The 25748-nt window shown below is 72.7% G+C and carries 22 protein-coding genes; 6 read left to right on the top strand and 16 right to left on the bottom strand.

Translation table 11 applies throughout. The annotated features are described in order from the left end of the window. Positions 1-284 precede the first annotated feature (284 nt). Positions 285-1022, bottom strand: coding sequence for an SseB family protein (locus tag ACMXN5_RS03290; RefSeq protein ID WP_439673897.1), 738 nt, complete (start codon positions 1020-1022; stop codon positions 285-287). 1509 nt (positions 1023-2531) lie between these two features. After that, positions 2532-4064: a carboxyl transferase domain-containing protein gene (locus ACMXN5_RS03295; RefSeq protein WP_439673898.1), complete on the bottom strand. Its 1533-nt coding sequence runs from the start codon at positions 4062-4064 to the stop codon at positions 2532-2534. A 155-nt stretch (positions 4065-4219) separates the two neighbouring features. On the opposite strand from ACMXN5_RS03295, the gene ACMXN5_RS03300 reads away from it, so the two are divergent. The 5 genes from ACMXN5_RS03300 (at position 4220) to ACMXN5_RS03320 (ending at position 9949) form a co-directional block, all read left to right on the top strand. Further along, positions 4220-5464 (top strand): amino acid deaminase/aldolase, encoded by a 1245-nt coding sequence (locus tag ACMXN5_RS03300; protein ID WP_439673899.1) that lies wholly within the window; start codon positions 4220-4222, stop codon positions 5462-5464. 217 nt (positions 5465-5681) lie between these two features. Then, a complete protein-coding gene (locus ACMXN5_RS03305; RefSeq protein WP_020552020.1) occupies positions 5682-6056 on the top strand; it encodes an STAS domain-containing protein in 375 nt (124 codons plus the stop codon). Between the two features lie 76 nt (positions 6057-6132). Next, positions 6133-7074: a 5'-3' exonuclease gene (locus ACMXN5_RS03310; protein ID WP_439673900.1), complete on the top strand. Its 942-nt coding sequence runs from the start codon at positions 6133-6135 to the stop codon at positions 7072-7074. A 154-nt stretch (positions 7075-7228) separates the two neighbouring features. After that, positions 7229-7957: a hypothetical protein gene (locus ACMXN5_RS03315; protein WP_439673901.1), complete on the top strand. Its 729-nt coding sequence runs from the start codon at positions 7229-7231 to the stop codon at positions 7955-7957. Between the two features lie 243 nt (positions 7958-8200). Beyond that, on the top strand, positions 8201-9949 hold the full coding sequence (locus ACMXN5_RS03320) for an RNA polymerase sigma factor (protein WP_439673902.1): 1749 nt from the start codon (positions 8201-8203) through the stop codon (positions 9947-9949). A gap of 43 nt (positions 9950-9992) precedes the next feature. Here ACMXN5_RS03320 and ACMXN5_RS03325 read toward each other — a convergent pair whose 3' ends face one another. The 9 genes from ACMXN5_RS03325 to ACMXN5_RS03365 all read right to left on the bottom strand — a co-directional run bounded on the left by ACMXN5_RS03325 (position 9993) and on the right by ACMXN5_RS03365 (position 19266). Next, on the bottom strand, positions 9993-11417 hold the full coding sequence (locus tag ACMXN5_RS03325) for an amidase (RefSeq protein ID WP_395786744.1): 1425 nt from the start codon (positions 11415-11417) through the stop codon (positions 9993-9995). A gap of 121 nt (positions 11418-11538) precedes the next feature. Further along, positions 11539-14268, bottom strand: coding sequence for a DEAD/DEAH box helicase (locus ACMXN5_RS03330; protein ID WP_439677938.1), 2730 nt, complete (start codon positions 14266-14268; stop codon positions 11539-11541). A 170-nt stretch (positions 14269-14438) separates the two neighbouring features. Next, positions 14439-15326 carry a YegS/Rv2252/BmrU family lipid kinase gene (locus ACMXN5_RS03335; RefSeq protein ID WP_439673903.1) on the bottom strand — a complete coding sequence of 296 codons (888 nt, stop codon included), beginning with the start codon at positions 15324-15326 and terminating at the stop codon, positions 14439-14441. 25 nt (positions 15327-15351) lie between these two features. Next, entirely contained in the window at positions 15352-16293 is a 942-nt protein-coding gene (tatC, locus tag ACMXN5_RS03340; protein ID WP_439673904.1) for a twin-arginine translocase subunit TatC, read from the bottom strand. 32 nt (positions 16294-16325) lie between these two features. After that, positions 16326-16607: a Sec-independent protein translocase subunit TatA gene (gene tatA, locus ACMXN5_RS03345; RefSeq protein WP_439673905.1), complete on the bottom strand. Its 282-nt coding sequence runs from the start codon at positions 16605-16607 to the stop codon at positions 16326-16328. Between the two features lie 130 nt (positions 16608-16737). Next, positions 16738-16965, bottom strand: coding sequence for a hypothetical protein (locus tag ACMXN5_RS03350; RefSeq protein ID WP_439673906.1), 228 nt, complete (start codon positions 16963-16965; stop codon positions 16738-16740). A gap of 32 nt (positions 16966-16997) precedes the next feature. Next, positions 16998-17201: a hypothetical protein gene (locus ACMXN5_RS03355; RefSeq protein ID WP_078978606.1), complete on the bottom strand. Its 204-nt coding sequence runs from the start codon at positions 17199-17201 to the stop codon at positions 16998-17000. Between the two features lie 119 nt (positions 17202-17320). After that, complete coding sequence (locus ACMXN5_RS03360; protein ID WP_439673907.1) at positions 17321-18286, bottom strand: helix-turn-helix transcriptional regulator; 966 nt, start codon at positions 18284-18286, stop codon at positions 17321-17323. Continuing rightward, positions 18283-19266, bottom strand: a complete 984-nt coding sequence (locus ACMXN5_RS03365; RefSeq protein ID WP_395786740.1) for a helix-turn-helix transcriptional regulator — start codon at positions 19264-19266, stop codon at positions 18283-18285. The genes ACMXN5_RS03360 and ACMXN5_RS03365 overlap by 4 nt, the downstream gene beginning before the upstream one ends. Positions 19267-19393: 127 nt before the next feature. Between ACMXN5_RS03365 and ACMXN5_RS03370 the strand changes: the two genes are divergently transcribed. Further along, positions 19394-20479, top strand: coding sequence for a DUF3866 family protein (locus tag ACMXN5_RS03370; RefSeq protein ID WP_439673908.1), 1086 nt, complete (start codon positions 19394-19396; stop codon positions 20477-20479). A 214-nt stretch (positions 20480-20693) separates the two neighbouring features. Here ACMXN5_RS03370 and ACMXN5_RS03375 read toward each other — a convergent pair whose 3' ends face one another. The 5 genes from ACMXN5_RS03375 to ACMXN5_RS03395 form a co-directional block, all read right to left on the bottom strand. Next, entirely contained in the window at positions 20694-21071 is a 378-nt protein-coding gene (locus tag ACMXN5_RS03375; RefSeq protein ID WP_439673909.1) for an FKBP-type peptidyl-prolyl cis-trans isomerase, read from the bottom strand. 82 nt (positions 21072-21153) lie between these two features. After that, positions 21154-22062, bottom strand: coding sequence for an FKBP-type peptidyl-prolyl cis-trans isomerase (locus ACMXN5_RS03380; RefSeq protein WP_439673910.1), 909 nt, complete (start codon positions 22060-22062; stop codon positions 21154-21156). An 83-nt stretch (positions 22063-22145) separates the two neighbouring features. Continuing rightward, positions 22146-22982, bottom strand: coding sequence for an ABC transporter ATP-binding protein (locus ACMXN5_RS03385; RefSeq protein ID WP_246126500.1), 837 nt, complete (start codon positions 22980-22982; stop codon positions 22146-22148). A gap of 99 nt (positions 22983-23081) precedes the next feature. After that, complete coding sequence (pafA, locus tag ACMXN5_RS03390) at positions 23082-24443, bottom strand: Pup--protein ligase (protein WP_078978599.1); 1362 nt, start codon at positions 24441-24443, stop codon at positions 23082-23084. Positions 24444-24452: 9 nt separating this feature from the next. Further along, positions 24453-25727 (bottom strand): MFS transporter, encoded by a 1275-nt coding sequence (locus tag ACMXN5_RS03395; RefSeq protein WP_439673911.1) that lies wholly within the window; start codon positions 25725-25727, stop codon positions 24453-24455. Positions 25728-25748: the final 21 nt, after the last annotated feature.

Consider the following 25748-nt stretch of genomic DNA (forward strand, 5'->3'; position numbering starts at 1 on the left):
GCGGCCCGGGCAATTCAGCCGGTCCGGCGCTCGAGCACAACCGGGCCGGAGGCCGGCCCCGGAGGCGACCGGCCCCAACTCAGCTAGTCCGGCGCCGGCTCGGGGGCAGACCCGCCCCATCAGCCCATCCGGCGAATGAGGATCGGCCAAGCACCACCGAACCCAACCCGAGCAACCAATCCAGCCCGTCCGGCGCTTGAGAACAACCGGGCCGGAGACCGGCCCCGGAAGCGACCCGGCCCAACTCAGCCCGTCCGGCGCTTGAGGACAAACCCCGGTCGCGTCTATCGCGAAAAGAGCGGCTCCGCCTCCAGCGAAGCGCCCGGCGGCAACATCGCCAGGTCGAGCCCTCGATCCAGCCGGGCCCGGACCACGTCGTCCTCGGCCAACCGCCCCACGATCCGCCGCGCGGCCTCCGTCACCTCGATCGGCGACGCCGCCGCCACCAGGCTCAGCGTCAGGTCGTTGCCGCCGCCCTCGGTCAGGTACACCGCCGACACCGCGCTCTCGGGGTGCACCGCCTCCCGCACCGCACCCAGCACCTCCGGATCCCGGTGCGGAGCCAGATGCGCCCGCCCCTCCGCCACCGCCCGCAGCCGACTGCCCGACACCTCGTACGGATACGGCCCGGCCAGGTCGAGCAACAGCGTGTCCGCCTCCTCCGCGTACGCGGCGTGCGCGGCGCGCGCGGCCTCGACCGGGATCGGCCGGGCGTCCGCCCGCCAACGCGCCAGCGCCGCGACCGAGGTGAACGCCGGCAGCGCCCGCCGCCCGTCCGGACCCTGGATCGTGGGCACCGCCATGTCGCTGGACTTCTCCCGCCGCAACTCCCCGGGCGCGACGTCCTCCTCCTCGGTCAGGATCGCCACCACCGGGACCAGCAGTCGCGCCTCGCACAGGGCCCGGGAGACCGCCTCGTCGTCCACCTCCGGCGCCGCCAGCGCCTGTGCCAGCGCGGGGTGGGCGCTGCCGTCGTCGTTGGGGAATCCGGTGTCGGGAATGCTCTTGCCGCTGAAATCCACCCGTCGACTGTAGGCCACCGGCCGACCGCCGCCACCACCCCGGACCAGCCCCGGGAGCATCGCGGGTCGGCGACCACTTGCCGACCCGCGACCTCCCTATCGAGGTCCGGCTCGCCCGCCCCGCACATCCGACCCGCGACGGCGCGATCGAGCCGCCACGGCCCCGGGAGACCGGACGAGGCGCCGGGCCGAGCCGGCCCGTCCTGGCCCGTGCTCGGACGGGTCGGGCTGAAACCGGCCCGGATCCCGAACCGCGTTCAGCGTAGGTCCGGCGGGATTTGCCGTTGGGGACTCCCACCACGCTCACCCATTCGAGTGAACCCAAGGTCACCCACTTGCCCCGCGCCTGCCGCGCAGGCATCCATCGCGCGCGCAGCGCCCACCGAGGCACCGGGTTCGACACACCAACGGCGCGAAGCAACCTGGACGCCGGGGGCACGAGGCGGGCGGACGAAGGCGCCTCGGTGGAGCGCAGCGGAACCGCGCCCCACTCCACAACCGGCAGAGCGCAGCGGAGCCGGAACCCCCAAGGCGCCGCGCAGCGGCAACGCCCCCCGCGCCTCGGCCCCCGACGGAGCGAAGCGGAGGAGAAACCACTCCACAACCACCCCGACCGCGCCCCAGAGGCCGCCGGGGCCCGGCCGGAGTCGCGGGGCAACCAAGGCGCGAAGCCAGGACCGCGACACAAGCCAACCAAGCAACCAGGCTCGCGGCATGAGCCGCCCAAGCAACCAGGCTCGCAACACGAGCCACCCCAGCAACCCGGCTCGCAGCAGAAGCCACCCAAGCCACCCCACCCGCAACACAAGCCGCCCAACCAACCAAACTCGTATCCCGCAGCGTTGCTTCTTATCGGGCGCTTCGCGCCGGCTCGCGAGGGACCACTTTTTTCTCTCCCCCGCTTCGCTCCTCCGAGAAAAAAGCGGCCCCTCGCTCGGGGTCGGGTGTCCCTCCGCTTCGCTCCGGGCCACCCAACCCAAAACTCGCGGCTCCGCCGCTCTCCGCGCTGCGCGCGTCGATCCCGCCGTCGGCCCGAGTCGTGGGCGCTGACGCGCCAACAGGGGTGCGCGTCGGGCGTAGGGCGGCCGAATCGCGGGGTGCTCACACGCCACAGGAGTGTGCGCACCGGACGGGCGAGACAGCCCGAGTCGCGGGGCACTGACGCGCCACAAGGTGCGCCCACCGGATAGGCGGGCAGCCCGAGTCCTAGGCGCTGACGCGCCAACGGGGGTGCGCGTCAGGCGTAGGGCGGCCGAGTCGCGGGGTGCTCACGCGCCACAGGAGTGTGCGCACCGGACGGGCGAGGCAGCCCGAGTCGCGGGGCGCTGACGCGCCACAGGGTGCGCCCACCGGATGGGCGGGCAGCCCGGGTCGTGGGCGCTGACGCGCCGACGGGGTCCCGGCTGCGCCTTCGGTGCACGTCAGAGTCGCGACCGGAGGCGGTTCCGGTGTGCGCCGCGTCGAGGCGGGTGCCCGCGCCGGCCCCGTCCCACCCCCTTGGTCGTGGCGTCAGAGGCCCAATCGTCGATAGCGCGATCGTCTCCTCGCCAATCGGGTCGGGGTGTCCATGGTTCGCAAGGTGTCGAGTTCCTCGCGGAGGGTTTCGGCGACCCGTTGTACGAACGCCACGGGTTCCGTGGCCGCGTCCGGGTGTTCGAGGACCACTCGGTCGACGATGGCCTTGTGATGCAGGTCGGCGGCTCGGATGCCCTGGCGGTCGGCGATTTCGGCGGCGCGATCCGTGGTGCGGTACAGGATCGCCGACGCGCCCTCGGGGGGCAGCGGCGACAGCCAGCCGTGTTGGGCGCAGACGACCCGGTCGGCCGGCAGCAGTGCGAGGGCGCCGCCGCCGGAGCCCTGGCCCAGCAGCAGGCACACCGTCGGCGCGGGCAACAGCACCAGCTCGGCCAGGCACCGGGCGATCTCCCCGGCCAGCCCGCCCTCCTCCGCCTCCGGGGACAGCGCCGCACCGGCGGTGTCCACCACGGTCACCAGCGGCAGCCCCAACTCGGCCGCGAGCCGCATTCCGCGTCGGGCCTGGCGCAGCCCCGCCGGGCCGAACGGGCCGTGCTCGCTCTGCCGGGTGCGGTCCTGGCCCAGCACCACACACGGCGCCCCGGGGCCGGCCCCGACCCCGAACCGGGCCAGCACCAGGCGCAGCGCCGGTTCGCTCTCCCCCTCCCCCGTCCCGCGCAGCGGGGTGACCGAGCGCGCGCCGTGTCGCAGCAGCGTGCGCAGGCCCGGCCGGCGCGGATCGCGCGAGCGCCGCACCGACGTCCAAGCCGGCACGTCCGGCAGCGGTTCGGCGACGACCTCGGCGTCCGGGGCGGCCGACCCGGACGGCCCCGGCGGCGCGGCGTCCGGACCGAGCACGTCGAAGACCCGGATCACCACCCGGCGCAGCTCCTCCGGCGGCACCACCGCGTCGATCAGCCCGTGCTCGTACAGGTTCTCCGCGACCTGGACCCCGCCGGGAAACGGGCGATCGTGCAGAGCCTGGTACACCCGCGGCCCGAGGAAGCCAATCAGCGCGCCGGGCTGGGCGGCGGTGACGTGGCCGAGCGATCCCCACGAGGCGAACACGCCGCCCGTGGTGGGGTGGCGCAGATAGACCAGGTACGGCAGACCCGCGGCGCGATGCGCGGCCACCGCCGCGGAGATCTTGACCATCTGCAGGAACGCGACGGTGCCCTCCTGCATGCGGGTGCCGCCCGAGGTGGGCGAGGCGACCAGCGGCAGGCGCTCGGCGGTGGCACGCTCGACCGCGAGGGTGAGCCGTTCCGCCCCCGCGACGCCGATCGAGCCGGCCAGGAAGTCGAACTCGCAGGCCACCACCGCGACCCGGCGCGCGTGGATCCGGCCCTCGCCGGTGACCAGCGCCTCGTCCAGGCCGGTGCGCTCGCGGGCCGCCGCCAATTCGGCCGCGTAGTCCGGGTCCGGTGCGGCGAGCGTCGGCAGCGGGTCGTTCCAGGCCCGGAAGCTGCCCGGGTCCAGGACGCGGTCGATCAGGTCGAGCGCCCGCACCCGCTCGGGGTGACTCATACGATCAAGCTAACGCACCGTCGACGCCCCGTCGGCGCGACTCGGCGCAGACGCACCCGGGGCGCCCGACGAGCCCACCACCGGCCACGAGCCCCACCCGCAAGTCCTACCCGCGAGTGCTACCGATCGGTACGTCGATCTGGCAGGCTGCGGCCATGGTCTCCGCCGCGCCCCCCGTGTCCGCTCCCGCCCCGACGCCGACCGCGAGCGCCGACCGGTCCCGCTACGACCGGGCCACCGCGCACCTGGACGCCCCCTTCGCGATCGTCGACCTGGACGCCTTCCGGGCCAACGCCGCCGACCTGGTGCGCCGCGCGGCCGGCACGCCGGTACGGGTGGCCAGCAAGTCGGTGCGCTGCCTGCCGCTGCTGCGCGAGGTGCTGGCCATGGACGGCTACCGCGGCGTGATGGCCTTCACCCTGCCCGAGGGCCTGTGGCTGGCGGCCGAGGGCGTCACCGACATCCTGGTGGCCTACCCCTCCGCGGACCGCGCGGCGTATCGCCGGCTGGCCGCCGACGCCGAGGCCGCCGCGCGGGTGACGGTCATGATCGACGACCCGGCGCAGCTGGACCTGATCGAGCGCGCGCTCGCCGACGTGCGGCCCCGGGCCGAGGTGCGGGTGTGCCTGGACATCGACACCTCCTGGCAACTCCTCGGCGGCCGGGTGCACATCGGCGCGCACCGCTCGCCGCTGCGCACCCCGGAGCAGGTGGCCGCGGTCGCCGAGGCGGTCGTGCGGCGGCCGGGCTTTCGGCTGGTCGGCCTGATGGCCTACGAGGCGCACATCGCGGGCGTCGGCGACGCGCCCGAGGGCCGCGCGCTGTACGGCCGGGTGGTACGGGCGATGCAGGCACGCTCGGGCGCCGAACTGAGCCGGCGCCGGGCCGACATCGTGCGCGCGGTGCGGGCGGTCGCGCCGCTGGAGTTCGTCAACGGCGGCGGTACCGGCAGCGTGGAGCGCACCGTGGCGGAGACCTCGATCACCGAGGTCGCGGCCGGCTCCGGGCTGTTCCAGCCGCGCCTGTTCGACCACTACAGCGCCTTCCGGGGCCGGCCCGCCGCGCTGTTCGCCCTGCCGGTGGTGCGCCGGCCCGGCCACGGTTGCGTGACCGTGCTCGGCGGCGGCTACCCCGCGTCCGGCGTGCCCGCGCCCGACCGGCTGCCCCAGCCGTACCTGCCCGCGGGCCTGACGTACCACGCGCAGGAGGCCGCGGGCGAGGTGCAGACCCCGCTGCGCGGCGCGCCGGCCGACGATCTGCGGATCGGCGACTCGGTGTGGTTCCGGCACGCGAAGGCGGGCGAGTTGTGCGAACGTTTCGACGCGCTGCATCTGGTCGAGGGCGACCGGGTGGTGCGTACGGTGCCCACGTATCGGGGCGAGGGCCACACGTTCCTGTAGGCCGCGAACCCGAAACCCGGACCCGCCGCGGTCCTTCGTGTCGGCCCCGGCACCCGAACCGACCTGCCGTTACCCGGACAAGACCCTCTCGTTCGGCCCACCGCGCAAAAAACGACCCGTTGAGGGGCTGTCCGGCACCACTCCGGATGGCCCACAATGCCCATTGCCGGCGCCGTATCGGCGCGGCGGTACGTCCGGCCGGTGAAAGGTCGCAGCCATGATCGCGCGCTTGGGCACCCTCGGGCAGGAACATCCCGTCACCGGGGTGACGATCTGGCGCGGTTGTGCGGTCGTCCACCTGGCCGGCGAACTGGACCTGCACAACGCCCCGTTGTTGCACCGCACCCTGATCGAGTTGATCGACGGCGGGTGTCGTCGGGTGGTGGTGGACGCCACCGGGCTGAACTTCTGCGACTCGGTCGGCCTGGGTGTGCTGATAGACGCGTTCAAGTCGATGCACGCGTTCTCCGGCGAACTGCGGCTGGCCGCGCCCGACCGCAACGTGCGGGCGACGTTGCGGATGACCGGCCTGATCGACGTACTCGGGGTGCGCGACACCCTCCAGGAAGTCCTGGACGAGTTCGCCGACTGACGCCGGCGCCGGCGGGCGGGCCGGCGCGACCCGCACGACCGCGCGAAGGTCGGCTCCCGCGTCGGTGCGGTGCGGCATGATCGGGCTCGTGACCGAACGTCTGATGCTCCTCGACACCGCGTCCCTGTACTTCCGCGCCTACTTCGGCGTCCCGGAATCCGTCAAGGCCCCCGACGGCACGCCCGTCAACGCCGTGCGCGGCCTGCTCGACTTCATCACCCGCCTGGTCGAGGACCGCGAGCCGACCCGGCTGGTCGCGTGCATGGACGCCGACTGGCGGCCGCAGTTCCGAGTCGACGCGATCCCCTCCTACAAGGCGCACCGGGTCGCCGAGGAGATCGGTCCCGACCAGGAGGAGATCCCGGACACGCTCGGCCCGCAGGTACCGGTGATCGAACAGACGTTGGACGCGCTGGGCATCCCGCGCGTGGGGGTCGCGGGCTTCGAGGCCGACGACGTGATCGCCACGCTGGCCACCCGAGCGCCTACGGCGGTGGACATCGTCACCGGCGACCGGGACCTGTTCCAACTCGTCGACGACGCGCGCTCGGTCCGGGTGCTCTACACGGTCAAGGGCGTGGCCGCGCACGAGGTGATCGACGAGGCGGCGGTGCTGGCCCGCTACGGCGTACCCGCGTCGGCCTACGCCGACTTCGCCACGCTGCGCGGCGACGCCAGCGACGGGCTGCCGGGGGTCAAGGGCATCGGGGACAAGACCGCCGCCCAGTTGATCGTCGAATACGGCGACCTGGCGGGGGTGCGCCGGGCGGCGGCCGACCCCCGGGCCAGGCTCACCCCGGCCCGGCGGGCGCGGATCGTCGAGGCGAGCGACTACCTCGACGTGGCGCCGGGTGTGGTGCGCGTGGTGCGCGACGTACCGCTGCCGCCGGCGGCCGAGTGGGATCGGCCGTTGCCCACCGAACCGGCCGATCCGCAGGCGCTGGACGCGCTGCGCCGGCAGTGGGGCCTGACCGGGCCGGTGCACCGGCTGCTCGACGTGCTCGCCGCCCGCCGGTGATGCCCGGAATCTCCACCTGAGGACGGCGGCCGGCCACTCGAAAGGGTCGCTCCGGAACGCGCCGGGCGCACGGGTGCGAATGTGACCCGGGTCACATTCAAGAAAACTTCGGCGAACTTTGTCACGTTCGTCGCAAAGCCCGCTCTCGACCGCCATGCGTACCGAGTGTGACACCCCGATCACCGCCCAACCCGACCGCGACTGGCTCCGCGGCGAGTGGCAGCGGGTGACCCTGCGGGCCGGTTGGCCCACCCGGGTCGCCTGGCACAGCGACGCCGTCGAGCAGTGCCTGGACGCCTTCGTCCGCGACGGCCGGATCCACGCCGCGTGCCTGTCCCTGGCCCGGGACCGGGCCGCCGCCGAGATCCCGCTGGACGTGGCCCTGGCCGAACTGGACGCGCTGTTCCTGTGCGCCCTCGCGCACAGCGCCCCCGGCCCGCTCGTCCAGGCCTACCTGAGCACCCGCGCCCGGGCCAACCCGCCCGGCACCCTGCCCCCCGGCACCGACCCGATCACCGAACTCCCCTCCGCCGCCCTCCTCCAGCAGCGCCTCGTCGAGCGCACCGCCGCCGGCGAACACGTGCGCATCGTCGTGGTGCGCCTGGAGGTGCCCGAGTCGCTGCTGTGGGGGCACTTGCGCCACCTGCTGCTCACCGCCCGCCACCTGGAGCGGGCCCTGGGCGACCTCGCCTACGCGGTGCCGCCCGGCCGGCTGATGGCCCTGCTCGACGGCGACGACCCGGAACTGCCCGACCGGCTCGACCGGTTGTGCCGCGCCCCCGTCGACCCGCTGGACGGCCCCGGCGGAGCGCCCGGCGGCGCGCCGCGGATCCCCCGGTCGAGCGTGCGCCTGACCACCGCGCCGGGCACGACGGGTCGATAGCACCGTGACGAACCACCTCTTCGCACCCCCGTTCGTCACCCGAACGACGCAGCGTCACCCCGGCCGCGGTTCCACCGTCGAAACGGGCGCGGACCTCGACCATCCGCGCCCGTACCGCACCACCTGCGCCGGAGCGCACTCCGGGTGCCTTGCCGAGGGCCACCGCTTCTGGACAGACCGTGGCCGGATGGTCACGATGCTGTGCGAACGATCGGGCACGGCAAGGGCACAAGGGGGCAAACGGTGGCACGCGAGGACGACTCGGCGACCCCGGACCCCAGCGGCGGCGACATGGGCGGCGCCGCGGAGGCGACCGGATCCGGCGCCCCCTTCGTCCCCGGCCAGCGCGGCGTGCATCACCCTCGGGTGTACGACGGCGACCTCTGGCCCGCCGAGCCGGCCGCAGCCGAACCGGCCCAGCCCGGGTCGGCCCACGCCGCAACGACCGACCCCTTCACGTCCGAATCGGGCGGCGACGCTGCCGAGCGCCCATCGTGGGACGACGAGGCGGTACCCGTGTTCGAGGGGCCCTCGGACCTGGAGTTGGCCGAGCGGGTACGCGCCGGCGACGGCAACGCCTACGGTCTGCTGTACCAGCGACACGTGCGCTCGGTACGCGCCTTCGCCCGCACCTGCACCCGCACCCCCGAGGCCGCCGACGACCTGTGCGCCGACGCGTTCGCGGCCACCCTGGAGGCGCTGCGGGCGGGCGGCGGGCCCCGGGAGGCGTTCCGGGCCTACCTGCTCACGACCGTGCGCCATCTAGCGATCAGCTGGACCAGGAACAGCCGGCGCGAATGGCTCACCGAGGACTTCGCCGTCTTCGAATCGGCGTGCGAGAACCAGGATCCCCTGGTGAGGGCCGACGACACGCGACTGGCGTACCAGGCGTTCCAGGAGTTGCCCGAGCGCTCCCGGACGGTGCTCTGGCACGTGGACATCGAGGGCGAACAGGCCGTCCAGGTCGCCCCGTTGGTCGGCGAGAACCCGGACAACGTGCGCAAGATCCTGGAGCGGGCCCGCCAGGAACTCAAGGACAACTACTTCGTGGCGTTCGCCACCGGCGGTGTCGACGACGAGAAGTGCAAGAAGTTCACCCGGTACTACGGCCGGCACCTGCGCAACCGCATGGACTCGGAACGGCGCCGGGAGACCATCGACGCGCACCTGAAGAAGTGCAGCAGGTGTCACGACACCTACGCGGAGATGGCCGACGTGCGCGACCGGTACGGGCCGATCGCGCTCGCGCTGATCGGCATCACCGCGCCGATCTTCCTCAGCGGTACCGCCGTGGCCGCCGGCGCCGCCGCGGCGGGGGCGGCGGTGGCCGGCGGGCTCGGCCTGGCGGTCGGCGCCACCGGCGCGGGCGGCGTCGCGAGCGGCGTGGCCGCGGGCGCCGCCGCGGCCGGCGGCGCGGCGGCGGGGGCGGGCGTGGGCACCGCCGCGGTCAAGGGCGCGGCGCAGGGCGGGCAGACGGCCGGCCGTTCGTCGCTGATCGCGGGCGGGGTGGTGGTCGCCGTCGCGGTCGCCGCGTTCGCCCTGGTGGACACCGACAAGCCCAAGCCGAAGCACCCGTCCCCGCCGGTCGCCGCCTCCGCGCCGGCCCCACTGCCGCCCGCCCCACCCCCCGCCGAGACCCGGCCCCCGCAACCCTCGCCGCCCAAGCCGGCCGAGGTGGAGTCACCCGAGCCGACCCCGCCGGCCGCCTCGCCGCGCCCGGCGCCCACCACCCGCCCACCGGCCCACCGGCCCAGCCCGACCGTCAAGCCCACCCGCTCCGGACCGACGCTGGTGGCCAACAACAAGGAGTTCCGGGTCGACGACGCCAAGGTCGGCTTCCGGTGCGACAACGGCGCCGGCAAGTGGTGCGAGAACCCGACCATCACCGTGCCCAGCGCCCTGGCCGCGCAGCTGATGCCGGCCGGCTCCACCGCCGTGTGCACCGAGATCAAGGGCAAGAACGGCTCGCACTACACCCTGTGCCGACGCTGAGCCGCACACCCCGAGCCCGCGCCGAGCCACCGACCGGCGACCACTAGCGCGGAGGGCGCGCCGTACCCGCCCACGGGGCCGCCGCCTCCAACTGCCCGGCGAGGCGCAGCAGCGTCGTCTCGTCGCCGTAGCGGCCCGCGAACTGCACGCCCACCGGCATCCCGTCGGCCGTACTGCCCAGCGGCACCGACATGGCCGGCTGCCCGGTGACGTTGAACAGGCTGGTGAACGCCGCCATGCCGCGCATCCCCGCCAGCGCCGCCCGCGGATCCCGGTTGGGGTCCAACTCGCCCAGCTTCGGCGGCACCACCGCCATCGTCGGGGTGAGCAGCACGTCGAAGCGCCCGGTCAGCCGGGTCACCGCCCGCCCGATGGTGTGCATCGTGTCCACCGCGGCCAGATAGCGCGCCAGCGTCAGCCGCCGGCCCTTCTCCACGATCAGCTCGGTCGCCGCGTCCAGGTCGCCGGGCCGCAACTCGCGCCCCAGCTCGGCCAGTCGCAGGTCCACCATGCGCGCCATGTGCGCGGCGCTGATCGGCGCGATCACCTCGCCGGGCCGGGTCAGCGTGTCCGGCCATGCGACCGGCTCCACGTCGTGCCCCAGCGCCTCGCACAGCGCCGCCGCCTCCTGCGCGGCCCGGGTGCACTCGGCGTCCACGAGCACGTCGGCGTCCACGGGGTTCAGGATCAGCCCGATCCGCAACCGCCCCGGGTCCGCGCCCACCTCGGCGGCGTACGGGCCCACCGGCTGCGGCGCGTGGTAGGGGTCGCCCGGCTCCGGGGTGCCGGTGACATCGAGCAGCGTCGCGCTGTCGCGGACCGTGCGGGTGACCGCGTGCGCCACCGAGAGACCGGCCCAGGACTCGCCGCGGTCGGGTCCGGCGGTGACCCGGCCCCGACTCGGCTTGAGGCCGAACAGTCCGCAGCACGAGGCCGGGATCCGAATCGAGCCGCCCCCGTCGGTGGCGTGCGCGACCGGCACCATGCCCGCCGCGACGGCCGCCGCCGAGCCGCCGCTGGAGCCGCCGGCGCTGTGATCGAGCCGCCAGGGGTTGTGCGCGGGACCGAACAGGGCCGACTCGGTGGTGGTACCCAGGCCGAACTCGGGGGTGTTGGTCTTGCCCACGATCAGCACGCCCGCCACCCGCAGCCGGGTGACCAGGGTGCTGTCCCGCTTCGCCGGCGCGCCCGCGAACAGGCGCGAGCCGTTGGTGGTGGGCGTGCCGGCCACGTCGCACTCGAGGTCCTTGATCAGGTACGGCACCCCGGCCAACACGCCGGGCAGCAGTCCGGCGACGGCGGAACGGGCCTGCTCCTCGCACAGCGCGACCACCGCGCCCAGGGCCGGTTCGCGCTCCTTGATCGCGGCGAAGGCGACGTCGAGCACCTCGTCCGCGCTCACCTCCCCGCGGGCGATCAGGCCCGCGAGTCCGGTGGCGTCATGGGACTGATACTCGTCGATCCGCACGGTGGGACCTCCTGGGCTGGGGAAACACGTCCGCCCCGCACCGTACGCGACCGTACCCACTCGCCGTGTGGCCGCTCGGCGGATCGGCACAATCCGGCGCGTCCGGCGGGGCGCCGCCCGCTCAGCCGACCGAGGAGTAGGCGACCACGCCGCGGCGCAGCCCCTCGATCGCCTTGCGGGCGGTGCCGCCGACCTTGCTGTCGTCGGGCGCGGCGGCGGCGATCTGGCCGAGCACGTCGACCAGTTGCTTGATCCAGCGGACGAAGTCGCCGGCGGGCAGGTCGGCGTCACCGAGCACCGCGTCCAGGCTCATCCCCGACGCCCACGAGTACGCGGTCCAGGCGAAGCCCAGGTCCGGCTCGCGCAGGAAGTCGAGGTGGTGCTGCCCCTCCAGCGCGTCGAGATGGCCCCACAGCCGGACCATGTCGACCAGCGCCGACGTCGTCGTCCCGGCCGGCACCTTCGGCGACATCGCGTCGTCGGGCTGCCGCGACTCGTACACCAGCGCGGACGCGCACGCGGCCAGCTCCGCCGGGGACAAGTCCTCCCACAGGCCCTCGCGCAGGCACTCCGCGGTCAGCAGGTCCAGCTCGGCGTAGATCCGGGCCAGCCGGCGCCCGTCCTCGGTGACCGTGTCGCCCGCCAGGTAGCCCAGGTCGGTGAGCATCGCGCAGACCCGGTCGAAGGTGCGCGCGATGGTGTGCGTGCGGCCCTTCATCCGGCTCTCGATCACCTGCGTGTCCCGCAGCAGCCGGTGGTAGCGCTCGGCCCAGCGCGCGTGCTCCTCGCGGTCGTCGCAGCCGTGGCACGGGTGTTGCCGGATCGCCTGGCGCAGCCGGGCCAGCTCGGCGTCGTCGGCGGCCGGCGAGCGCTGCTTGCGCCCCCGGGGGTGGTCCACGTGGCCGGCCTTGGTGCGCAGCGAGGACGCCAGGTCGCGGCGGGACTGCGGATTGCGCGCGTTGAACGAGCGCGGGATGCGCAGCCGGTCGATCGCCTCGACCGGCACGGGGAAGTCGATCCCGGCCAGCCGGCGGGCCTGGCGGTCCACGGTGAGCACGAACGGGCGCGGCCCCTCCGGGCCCTGGTCGGTGCCGGGGTCCAGGACCACGGCCAGGCCCGCGTACTTGCCGGTGGGCACCATGATGATGTCGCCCGACTTGAGCTTCTCCAGCGACGCGGCGGCCGCGGCCCGGCGCTGGACGGCGCCCTCGCGGGCCAGTTCCGTCTCGCGGTCCTTGAGCGCGCGCCGCAGACTCCCGTATTCGGCGAAGTCGCCGAGGTGGCAGGTCATCGCCTCGCGGTAGCCGGCCAACCCCTCCTCGTTGCGCTGCACCTGGCGGGTCAGCCCGACCACCGAGCGGTCGGCCTGGAACTGCGCGAACGAGGTCTCCAGCAGCTCTCGCGAGCGGTGCCGGCCGACCTGGCCGACCAGGTTGACCGCCATGTTGTAGGACGGCTTGAAGGAGGAGCGCAGCGGGTACGTGCGAGTGCCCGCCAGGCCGGCCAGGTGGGCCGCGTCGAAGCCCTGGTGCCACAACACCACCGCGTGGCCCTCGATGTCGATGCCGCGTCGCCCGGCGCGGCCGGTGAGCTGGGTGTACTCGCCCGCGGTCAGGTCGGCGTGCGTCTCGCCGTTCCACTTGACCAGCTTCTCCAGCACCACCGAGCGGGCGGGCATGTTGATCCCCAGGGCCAGCGTCTCGGTCGCGAAGACCGCCTTGACCAGGCCCTTGACGAACAACTCCTCGACGACCTCCTTGAAGGTCGGCAACATGCCCGCGTGGTGTGCGGCGATGCCGCGCTGGAGCGCGTCGAGCCAGGAGTGGTAGCCCAGGACGTGCCGGTCCTCGTCGGGGATGCCGGTGGTGCGCGCCTCGACGATCGTGCGCACCTCGGCCCGCTCCGCGTCGCCGTTGAGCCGCAGGCCCGCGTGCAGGCACTGCTGGACCGCGGCCTCGCAGCCCTTGCGGCTGAAGATGAAGGTGATCGCGGGCAGCAGGCCCTCGGCGTCGAGCCGGTCGATCACCTCGGCGCGGCTGGGCGTCCAGATCCGGCTGCGCACCGGCCGGGCCTCCTGGCCGCGGTTGCGCCGGTAGCGGTCCTGCGGGCGCCCGGCCCGCTCGCTGTCCATCCGCCCCAGGCGCACCAGCTCGGGGTTGACCTCGGTGTGGTTCTCGTCGGTGAACAGGTCGTAGGTGCGGTTGCCCGCGATCACGTGCTGCCACAGCGGCACGGGGCGGTGCTCGGAGACCACGACCTCGGTGTCGCCGCGCACGGTGCCCAGCCAGTCGCCGAACTCCTCGGCGTTGCTGACCGTCGCCGAGAGCGAGACCAGGGTGACCGATTCGGGGAGATGGATGATCACCTCCTCCCACACCGCGCCGCGGAAGCGGTCGGAGAGGTAGTGCACCTCGTCCATGACCACGTAGCCCAGGCCCGCGAGCGCGTTCGAGGACGCGTAGAGCATGTTGCGCAGGACCTCGGTGGTCATCACGATCACCGGGGCGTCGGAGTTGACCGAGTTGTCGCCGGTGAGCAGGCCCACGTTGGCCGCGCCGTAGAGCTTTTGGAAGTCGGTGAACTTCTGGTTCGACAGCGCCTTGATCGGCGTGGTGTAGAAGCACTTGCGGCCCTGTTCCAGGGCCAGGTGCACGGCGAACTCGCCGACCACGGTCTTGCCCGAACCGGTGGGCGCGGCGACCAGGACCCCCTTGCCGGCCTCCAGGGCGCGACAGGCCTCGACCTGGAAGGAGTCGAGGCCGAAGGGGTACTGCTCGCGGAACGCGTGCAGACTCGTGCGTTCGTCCGCGGCACGGCGCCGGGCGGCCGCGTAGCGCTCGGCCGGGGACATCTGGGTATCGCGGTCCGTGCCGCGTGCGGGATCGAGAGGCATCTCGTCAAGCAGACTACCGGCCGGGACCGACGGCTGTGATCACCTTTTTTCGATCTTGCCGACGCGGCTGGTCGAACGAGCGTGCGCAGCACACCCGAGCGGTCCGCCGCGCGGGGTCGCCTCCCGGCTCAGCCGGGCGGCGCGGGGACCAGCGCCCGGACCGCGGCCGGCACGCAGTCCGCGGTCAGCGGCAGTGCGCCCAGGCGCTCCCCGTCGGCCCAGCCGCTGAGCCCGCGCGCGGTCAGCGACACGGTCGCGGCCCGGTGCACGGTGACCAGCGGGTGGCTCACGTGCCGCCCGCCGTAGACCTTGGGGAACACCCGCAACAGCTCGGCCCGCCCGCAGGCGGCCACCACCGTTATGTCGAACAGCCCGTCGGCGAGGTCGGCACCCGGGCACATCCGCATGCCGCCGCCGTAGGAGCGACCGTTGCCGACCGCTATCAGCGTCGCCTCGACGTCGAACGGCTTGCCGTCCAGTTCCAGCTCGTAGTCGATCGCCTTCAGCGCGCCGAGTTCACCCAGCAGCGCGGCGTTGTAGCGGGTGCGCCCGCCCGCCCAGGTCATCCGGTTGGCCCGCTCGTTGACCCGCGAGTCGAAGCCGGTGCACAGGATCGTGCCGAACCAGCGCTCGCCCACCCGGCCCAGGTCCACGGGGCGGATGTGCCGATCCGCCACCACGCGGGCCGCCGCGGCCACGTCGCCCAGCGGCAGGTCCAACGCGCGGGCGAAGTCGTTGCCGGAACCGATGGGTATCACGCCCAGCGGCGTCGGGGTGCCGGCGACCGCCTGCAACGCCGCCGCTACCGTGCCGTCGCCGCCGACCGCGACCACCGCGTCCACGCCCGCGCGGACCACCGAACGCAGCCGGGCGACGCCCTCCGCGACGCCGGGAGCGGACACCTGGTGCGGCGTCAGCCCCCGGTCGCGCAGCAGGTCGGCGGCGATCGACGCGGCTTTGAGACTACGCCCGCGGCCCGCGGTGGGGTTGACGAATATTGCGATCTCCCGAGACACAAGGCGCGAGAGTAGCCCACCGGACTCAGGTGATGTCGTCCACCCTGTCCACCGGTTCGCGCTCGTCCACCCGGCTCGGCGTCTCCACCGGGGCGACGGAGGTGTCGAGCACCGACGCCTCGTCGTCGTCGAGCTCGGCGCCGAACACCTGGGCACGGCGTTTGCCGCGCCGCCGGTCGTTGAAGAACGCGACGATCAGCGCGAGTCCGTACAGGATCGTGATCGGGATGGACAGCAGGATCATCGTCAGCGGGTCCGTGGTGGGGGTGGCCACCGCGCCGAAGACGAAGATGCCCATCACCACCCAGCGCCACCAGTTCGCGAGTTGCCGCGCGGTGACGACCCCGCCGATGTTCAGCATGATCAGCACGAGCGGCAGCTCGCACGCGATACCGAAGACCACGACCATGCGGATGACGAAGTTGAGGTAGTCGTCCAGCTGGATCTGGTTGCTGGCGTCCGCGAGCGTGAAGTCGAGGAGCACCTGCAGGGCGTGCGGCAGGATCCAGTACGAGAAGTAGGCACCGCCCAGGAACAGCGGCACACCCACGCCGACGAAGGCCAGCGAGTACTTCTTCTCGTGCTTGTGCAGCCCCGGCGCCAGGAAGGCCCACATCTGGTAGAGCCAGATCGGAGAGGCCGCGATGATGCCGGTGGCCAGCGAGATCTTCAGGGCCATCGAGAACGGCGAGAGCACGCCCTGCTGGACCAGGACGCCCTGACCACACTTGGTGACACCCGTGCCCTTGACGTCCTTGAGGTCGCAGACGGGGTGGACCAGGAATCGGCCGATGTCCTCGTAGAAGAACGCGGCGACGATGGTCACGACGATGATGGCCAGGAGCGCCTTGACGAGCCGGTTGCGCAATTCGCGCAGGTGCTCCATCAGGGGCATGCGCCCCTCGGCGTCCTTGATCTTCTTTTGTTTCGGGCCGGACTCTCGTCCACGCCCTGCCTTGTCAAGCACCTTGAGGGCCGACTCCTAGAGGGCGCGCGGACTCAGCGACGGTTGTGGTCGGGCTCGCCGACCGGCCGCGCCTCGTTCACGTCGCCCGGAGCGGCCGAGATGGTGCGCGGCGGCGCCTCGGTGGTCTTGGCACCCTTGTCGGACGCGGGGGCATCTGCCGCCCCGTCCTCCTTCATCGCCTTGGTCTCGCTCTTGAGGATGCGCAGCGAGCGACCCAGCGCACGCGCCGTGTCCGGCAGACGCTTGGCGCCGAACAACAGCACGACCACAACCAGGATCAGGATGATCTCGGGCCAACCGAGCTTGCCAAACATAGTCAGTACCTCATTGCCGGGGCCGGGGGGGTTACGGGTTCGATCGTACGCCGGTGCGGATGACGCACGTGCAACGCAATGGTGGCGAACAACTGCACCGGGCGTAACCCCCAGGGGTCACGCGCGCGAATCAATGCCGGTGCGCGGACGCGGACCGCGGGTGCGGTACGACGTCGTCTCGCGCCGTGGGGCGGCCCGCCGCGTCCAGCTCGGCCGCCGCCCGGGACAACCGGTCGGCGGCGTCGGCGACGGTTGTGCCCAATCGGCGAACGTCACCGAACAACCGCACGGCGAACCAGGCGAGGACGCCGAGTCCGACGAGCACGAGCACGAGGAAGAGCAGGACCCACGGCAACATGCGGCGACCCTAACAGCCCGCGAAGGCCCCGCTCAGCGTGCCACCTGCATGGACGACACCCCGCCGTCGGTGAGCAGTTCGACGATCCGCTCACCGGCCGGACGGCGCACCGAGTCCGCGCAGGTGGGGCAGCGGAAGAGGTAGAAGGACTTGTTCGGTCGCAGCACCAGCCGTAGCTGATCCGCCGTCAGCTCCACCCGTCCGCATACCGGGCAGCGCGCCGTGAACGTCGACACCGTGGGCCTCCTCGCAAGGTCGGGAAGGTTGTCGTCGGTGGTACCGGGAGGTGCCGGCGGGCCGGATCCGGGGGCGTGTGCCGTTTTTGGACAGTCGCCCGCGGGCCCGGCCGCTCGGTCTAGTCCGCGTAGGCCGCGAGCGCGGCCGAGGCGGTGCGTCGTACATCGTCGACCAGCTCCGGCGGGGAGATCACCCTGCCGTGTCCGCCCAGGCGCAGCGCCAGCCGCCGGATCCCGGCGGGGTCGGGCGTACGCAGGGTCAGCCGCAGACCGCCGTCGGCCAACTCCTCGACCTTGTCGTAGCGGTAGTACTCGGTGACCCAGCGCCCGCCGGACCCCAGTTCGAGCACCACCTCGATGCCGTCGGCGGCGGTCGGCGCGAAGCCGTCGGCCAGATCGAGCGGTTCGATCGGCTGCGGCTCGGACGCCTCGTCCAGCAGCACCGCCTCGGCGACCCGGTCGAGCCGGAACAACCGGCGCCCCTCCGCCTGGCGACACCACGCCACCAGGTAGGTGTGTCCGTCGACCAGGACCAGCCGGATCGGGTCCACCTCGCGCTCGGTGATCTCGTCCCGGCGCGGCACGTAGTAGCGCAGCCGCAACCGGCGCTTCTCGCTCACCGCGCGGTCCATCGTGGCGAACGCCGACTCCTGGGCCGCGTCGTCGCCCTCGAACTCGACGGTCACCCCCTCGGCGGCGCGCGCCGCCTCGCCCGCCGCGTCCTCCAGCTTGGCGGTCACCCGGCCCAGCGCGACCTTGTCCCGCTCGCGCAGCCCGGACAGCCCGGCCAGCGCGCGCAGCGCCACGAGCAGCGCCAACGCCTCGTGCGGGGCCAGGCGCACCGGGCGCACCGGGGCGTCGGCGTTGTCCAGGAAGACCCGGCCCTCGAAGTCGACGTGCGGCTCCAGGAGGTCGTCGGCCATGAAGCTGGTGCCGCACATGTGCAGGGTGCCCAGGTCCGCCTCGACCTGGGTCACCGGCAGGCCGAAGGCGCGCGCCACGTCGTCGAGGTGGGTGCCCGGGCGCTCACGCAGGTAGGCCACCAGAGACAACAGCCGTCGGGTGTCGTCGATCGCGTTGCTCATCCGACCTTCACCTGTCCCGTCGCCCCGTGGGCGGCCTCGCGCAGTTGCGCGACCACGGCGTCGCGCAGATGGGGCGGCTCCAGCACGACCACGTCGGGGCCGAACTCGGCGAGCCAGTGGTGCAGCCCGTGTCCGTGACTCATCTCCAGCTCGTCCCAGCCCTCGCCGGCCGGACGCACCGCACTCGCGCGCGCCCGCAGCGGGAACCCCGCGCCGGTGCGCACCCGGATCCGGGCGATGCCCTCGCCGCCCTCGCCGGCGAAGCGCGCGACCTGGGCGCGCACGTCCACCTTCGCAGGCACCTCGGCCGAGAACGGCTCCTTCAGCGGCTTCGGCTTGGGCTTGTCGGCGATCCGGTCCAACCGGAACACCCGCTGCTCGCCCCGGTCGCGGGCGAAGCCCACCAGGTACCAGCGGCCGCGCCAGCAGCTCATCCCCCACGGCTCGACCACCCGCGCGGTGACCTCCGCGGCGCCCGAGCGGCGGTAGGCGAACTGGATCGGCCGGCGGGTGCGCAGCGCGTCCAGGAGCGGACCGAATGCCGGCTCACGGGCGGTGACCCTCGGCTCGACGCTGGTCAGCGGGGCCGAGTCGATCTCCACGCCCGCGGCCTTGAGCTTGTACAGCGCGCCGGTGGCGGCGCCGGCCAGCGCGGACTGCTGCCAGGCGCCGGCGGCCAGGGCGAGCGCGGCGGCCTCCTCCGGGTCCAGCTCCACCGGGGGCAGCGTGTTCGCCTCGGGACGGATGCGGTAGCCGTCGGCCGACTCGATCAGGGGGTCGTTGGCACCGGTCTCGACGATGAAGCCGAGCTCGCGTACGTCGTCCTTGTCCCGCTCGAACATGCGGTCGAAGGCTTCGTCGGACGTGCACAGTCGATACGACTCGATCGACTGCCGCAACTCTTCCTTGGTGACGTAGCGACGGGCGGCGAGCAGGCACATGACCAGACTCACCAACCGCTCCTGCTTCGGAATCGCCATCAGATCCCAGTCCCTCCCACACGGCGCAGCCCCGACCGTACCGCGTTCGGCGCACGGGTTGGTCCCGCCCGCCGATCTGCCCCCCGAGTTCGCCCGCCGCAGGCCGGCGCCGTTAGGCTCTCGGACCGTGATCACCTGGCGACGCGGCGAAGTGACGGCGATCCGACGGGCCTGGCGCGGGGCCGTGGAGGTGACGGTGGCGGTGCCCGAACCCGATCCCGCCCGCACGTTGCGCGCGATCGCCTACCCGCACCTGACCGGCACCCCCGAGGTCGGCGACGCGGTGCTGCTCAACACCACCGCGCAGGACATGGGCCTGGGCACCGGCGGCTACGCGCTGGTGGTGGCGCTGCCTGAGCGGCTGCCCGCGGACCCGCCGCCCGGACCGGGACATGTGGTCAAGGCCCGCTACACCCCGATGCAGGCGGTGGTGCTCGGCGTCGACGAGCAGGACTCGCCGCACCACGCCACGCTGAGCGCGGCCGACTCGCTCGACGGCATGCCGGTGGTGGTCGCCGACCTGCACTCGGCGCTGCCCGCGATCTGCGCCGGGATCCGCGCCGCGCGCCCGGACGCGCGGGTGGTGTACGTGATGACCGACGGCGGCACGCTGCCGCTGTGGTTCTCGATGACCGTCGACACGCTGCGCTCGCACGGCCGGCTCGCCGCCTCGATCACCGTCGGCCAGGCGCTGGGCGGCGACCTGGAGGCGGTCACCCTGCACACCGGCCTGCTGGCCGCGCGCCACGTCGAACACGCCGACGTGGCGATCGTCGCGCAGGGCCCGGGCAACCTGGGCACCGGCACCCGGTGGGGCTTCTCCGGGGTCGCGGCGGGCGAGGCGATCAACGCGATCGCCACACTCGGCGGGCGCCCGGTCGCGTCGCTGCGCATCTCCGACGCCGACGGCCGCGAACGCCACCGCGGCGTCTCCCACCACAGCCTCACCGCATACGGCCGAGTAGCCCTGGCCCCGGCGGACGTAATCGTCCCGGTCCTCCCAGAACCCCTGGCCACACAGGTGGCAGCCGACATCACCCCCCTCCGAGCCCGCCACCGCATCCACACCCACCCCACCACAGGCCTGGACGAGGCCCTACAAACCAGCCCGGCCCGCCTATCCACGATGGGCCGCGACCTGAAAGCCGACCACGCCTACTTCCTGGCCGCAGCCACAGCCGGCCACTGGGCCGCAACCCAACTCCCCACGTAACCCAGCCACCGCAACATCGAGGACGAACCGACCACCCCCAGCCCATCCGGCGCTTGAGGACCGGCGGGCAGGCCGGCCAGGAAAGCAAACAGCCGCGTCGAGCACGGGCAGGCCACTCCCAGCCCGTCCGGCGCATGAGGACCCGCAGGCCAGGCACGCAAACGGCCCCGATCCGCACAACGTGTGCACGAACCGGGGCCGTCGCCGAGTGCGGCTAGCGCACGTTCAACAGGTCCACCACGAAGATCAGCGTCTCCCCGGGCGCGATCGCCCCCGGCGATCCGCGGTCCCCGTACGCCAGGTGCGCCGGAATGACCAGCTTGCGCCGACCCCCGACCTTCATCCCCTGCACGCCGCGGTCCCAGCCCTCGATGACCTGACCGATCCCGAGCCGGAAGTCCAGCGGCCGGTTGCGGTTCCAGGACGCGTCGAACTCCTCGCCAGAGGAGAACGACACGCCGACATAGTGCACGCTGACGTCCTGGCCCGCCCGGGCCTCCGCACCGTCGCCCTCCCAGATCTCGGTGATCTCCAGGTCGGCGGGCACCCCGCCCTCGGGGAAGTCGATCTCGGGCTTCGTAAGCTCGCTCACAGCGGTATCCGTATCCGTTCGAGTACTGAATGCGCGTCCAACGTACCGGGCGACCCGCCCGGTACGCCCACCACTCCGGCCGTCAGGCGGCCGTACCGCCCAGCGCGTCGACGATGTCCACGACGAACACCAGCGTCGAGTTGGCCGGGATGGTCGGCGGCTTGCCCTCGGCGCCGTAGCCCTTGTCCGCGGGCAGCACCAGGAGGAGGCGGCTGCCGACCTTCTGGCCCACCAGACCCTCGTCCCACCCGGGCACGACCTGGCCGACACCGATCTTGAACGCGGTCGCGCCGCCGTGGTCCCACGACGAGTCGAACTTGGTGCCCTTGTCGAAGAGCGCGCCGGTGTACTGCGCCACCAGCGTCTGGCCCTTTTGGACCACCGGGCCGGTGCCCTCGATCAGCGGCTGCACGACCAGCTTGGTCGGCGCGGCGGTACCCGGCGGGATGGAGATCTCCGCGGCCTTGCCCGACTCGACCTTCGCCACCGGCAGACCGGCCGGCGGGGTCACCGCGGCGCCCTTGGCCTCGGCCTTGGTGTCGACCGTCTTGGTCGACTTCAGGTCCAGCATCAGCACGACGGCCTGCTTTTCCTGGGTGACCTTGGCCGGGACCACCACGAGCATCCGGGTGCCGACCTTCTTGCCGATTATCCCCTGCCCGATCTCCTTCAGGAGCTCCGCGCTGCCCGCCTGGAAGACCTCGGGGGTCTTGGTGTCGTACGAGTTGCCCGCGTCCGTGCCGTCCCAGTTCTTGCCGACGGTGTCCGCGACGACGTAATCGTCCTTCTTGATCACATCGCCGGTGCCCTCGATGAGAATCTTGGTCGTCGTCTTGTCGCCGGACTTCCCCTTGGGGATCTTGATGTCCGGCTTCTGCCCGAAGGCACCGGTCACGATGGGTGTAACGGTTTTTCCTCCGTCGTCATCGCCACACGCGACCGCGGTGAAGGCCAGTGCGGGGACCAGAAGGAGCGCAGCGAGACGGCGCACGATGTTCCTCTGCTGAGATGGACAAGGACCGGGACACTCTATGGGGTCCCGATGTGAGGGCGACGTGAAGACGACAATCGCGTTCAGGCCACTTCACGACCCGGCCGGCGCAGCCGCGCCGCCCAGCGCCCGTCCTCGGCGCGCACCGTCAGCGGAATCCCGAAACACTCGCTGAGGTTGGCGTCGGTCATCACCTCGCGCACCGGCCCCGCGGCCACCGTCGCGCCGCGCCGCAGCAACAGCGCGTGGGACACCGCGGTGGGCAACTCCTCCAGGTGGTGCGTCACGATCACCAGGGTCAACCGCGGATATTCGCGCGTCAGCGAGTCGATCGCCTCGAGCAGCTCCTCACGGCTGGGCAGATCCAGCGCGTTCGCCGGCTCGTCCAGCAGCAGCAGCCTCGGATCGGGCATCAACGCCCGGGCGATCCGGGCCCGGCCGCGCTCGCCCTGCGAACACACCGCGATCTCGCGCCGCGCCAACCGCTCCAGGCCGAGCAGCGCGATCAACTCCGCCGCCCGGGCGTGTTCGGCCGGCCCGTACTTGCCGTACAGCGGCTGCACCGTGCCGCTCGCGCCGGTGAGCACATAGTCGGTCACCGTCAGGTATTCGGGCACCCGCAGCGCCGCGTTGACCGCGCCCACCTGCGCCCGGACCTCGCGCACGTCGACCTTGCCGAGCCGCTTGCCCAGCACCGTCACCGCGCCGTTGCCCGGAAAACGCAACGCGCCCGCCAACGCCAGGATCGTGCTCTTGCCCGCGCCGTTGTGCCCCAGCAGCGCCCAGCGCTCGCCCTCGCGGACCGTCCAGTCCACGCCGACGAGCATGTCGGTGCGCCCGGCGGGCCCGTGCGCCCACACGTCCACCCCGTCGAGCTCGAAGACGGGCGGAGCGATGTCCCATGCAGGTGTATCGACCATCGATCAAGCATGCCGGCCGCCCACCCGACTCCCGACGCGGGAGGGGGTGGGCGGCGGCCTCGTCTCACATGCCGGCCGGCGCGGGTCGAGACGCCCGGCTCACATGCTGGCGATCAACTTCTCCACACGGTCGTCCACCGACCGGAAGGGGTCCTTGCACAGCACGGTGCGCTGCGCCTGGTCGTTGAGCTTGAGGTGCACCCAGTCGACGGTGAAGTCGCGCCGCTGCTCCTGGGCCTTCTTGATGAACTCGCCGCGCAGCCGCGCCCGAGTGGTCTGCGGCGGCAGCGATTTCGCCTCGAAGATCTTCAGGTCGTTGCCGATCCGGTCGACCTGTCCGCGTCGCTCCATCAGGTAGTAGAGCCCTCGGCGCCGGTGGATGTCGTGGTAGGCGAGGTCTATCTGCGCCACCCGCGGCGAGGACATGGGCAGATTGTGCTTGGCCCGGTAACGCTCGATCAGCTGATACTTGATCACCCAGTCGATCTCGCGCCCGACCAGATCGAGATTGCCGGAGTCGATCGCCTCGAGGGTGCGCTCCCACAGATCGAGCACCTTCTCGACCGTGCCGGTGCGGATGCCCCGGCGATCGGCGAACTCCTGCGCCTTGGTCAGGTATTCGCGCTGGATGTCCAACGCGCTGGCCTCGCGGCCGTTGGCCAGCCGCACCTTGCGCGAGCCGGTCATGTCGTGGCTGACCTCGCGGATCGCCCGGATCGGGTTCTCCAGGGTCAGATCGCGCATGACGATCCCGGCCTCGATCATCCGCAACACCAGGTCGGTCGAGCCGACCTTGAGCAGCGTGGTGGGCTCGGCCATGTTGGAGTCGCCGACGATCACATGCAGCCGCCGATAGCGCTCGGCGTCGGCATGCGGTTCGTCGCGCGTGTTGATTATCGGACGGGAACGGGTCGTGGCGGAACTGACGCCCTCCCAAATGTGTTCGGCGCGCTGACTCACGCAGTACACCGCACCGCGCGGCGTCTGGAGCACCTTGCCCGCGCCGCACAACATCTGACGGGTCACCAGGAACGGGATGAGCACGTCGGCGAGCCGGGAGAATTCCCCATGCCGCGCCACACAATAGTTCTCGTGGCAACCGTAGGAGTTGCCGGCGGAATCGGTGTTGTTCTTGAAGAGATACACGTCACCCGCGATGCCCTCTTCGTGCAGCCGCCGTTCGGCGTCGACGAGAAGACCCTCGAGAATGCGCTCACCGGCCTTGTCGTGCACGACAAGTTCCGGCACCGAGTCGCACTCGGGCGTCGCGTATTCGGGGTGGCTGCCCACGTCCAGATACAGCCGGGCCCCATTGCGTAGGAAGACATTGCTGCTTCGGCCCCACGAAACGACTCGGCGGAAGAGGTACCGCGCCACCTCGTCCGGGGAGAGCCTGCGCTGCCCCCGGAACGTACAGGTGACGCCGTACTCGTTCTCCAGCCCGAAGATGCGGCGGTCCATGCTGCAACATTACGCCGACGACGAGCCGTTCCGGGACAACTCCGCGTCGGTGGTTTTCACAAGCTGGATCACGTTTGGGATCAGCCGGCCCCGACCGGCCAGCAATACCAGCAATCCGAGCCCCGCGCCGACCCCCGCGACCGCGAACGCACCCCGCGCGCCGGCCACTTCGCCGGCCCAGCCGGCCAGCGCCATGCCCAGCGCCGCGCCCGCGCCCATCGCGGCCACCAGCCACGCGAACGCCTCCGTCACCGTGCCGCGCGGCGCCAACTCGTCGATCAGCGTGAACACGCACGCGATCGCCGGCGCCAGGAACACCCCCGACAACACCGCGAGCGGCATCATCAGCCACGGCCCAGGCACCACGATCAGCGGCAGGTAACACACCGTCAGCCACCCCATGAACCACAACAACCGGCGCGCCGGCGGGGTACGCCAGGCCCGTACCCCGTGCACGAGACCACCCAGGAGCGCGCCGAACGACATCGCCGCCAGGAACACCCCCGACAGCGCGTCCGAGCCCTCGCGGTCGGCGTACGCCACCGCGGCCACGCTCAACACGCCCAGCGCGACCCCGGCCAGCGTGAAGGCCGGCAGCACCACGCGCAGACCGGGCGAGCGCAGCGCCCCGGCCCAGTGCGGCGTATGCGGCTCGCCGCGCCAGACCCTCGACGGGTGCGAGGTGGCCACGATCAGCGTGCCCGCGACGCCGACCAAACCGGTCAGCAGCACGGCCAGCTGCGCCGAGCCCAGCTGGACCACGACCACCACGATCAGCGGCCCCACGGTGAACAGCACCTCCTGGGCGGCGGCGTCCAGCGCGTAGGCGGCCTGCACCCGCTCGGGGGTGAGCACCGAGGGCCACAACGCCCGCAACCCGGCCTCCAGCGGCGGCGTGGTGAAGCCCGCCACCAGCACCGCCGCCACCGCCACCGGGAGCGGATGGGCGCCCACCAGCGCGAACACCGCGTAGGCCAGCGTGGACACTGTCGCCGAACCGATCAGCACCCCGGTCTGCCCGCGCCGGTCCATCCACCGCCCGAGCACCGGCTGCCCCGCCGCACCGGCCAGCCCGTACACCGCGGACAACGCGCCCGCCAGGCCGTAGCCGCCGCCGTCCGCGCGCACCAGCAGCAGCACCGCCAACGCACCCATGCCGTTGGGCAGTCGCCCGAACAGCGTCCCGCCGAGCAGCCGCCCCGCATAGGGCACGCGCAGCAGCTCCAGATAGGTCCGCATCCGCGGATACCGCCCTCCCGTGCCGCGCCCGGCACGTCCGCTCATCCCGAAGTCATACGTATGACT

The sequence above is a fragment of the Embleya australiensis genome, from assembly GCF_051903075.1.
Classification (GTDB): domain Bacteria; phylum Actinomycetota; class Actinomycetes; order Streptomycetales; family Streptomycetaceae; genus Embleya.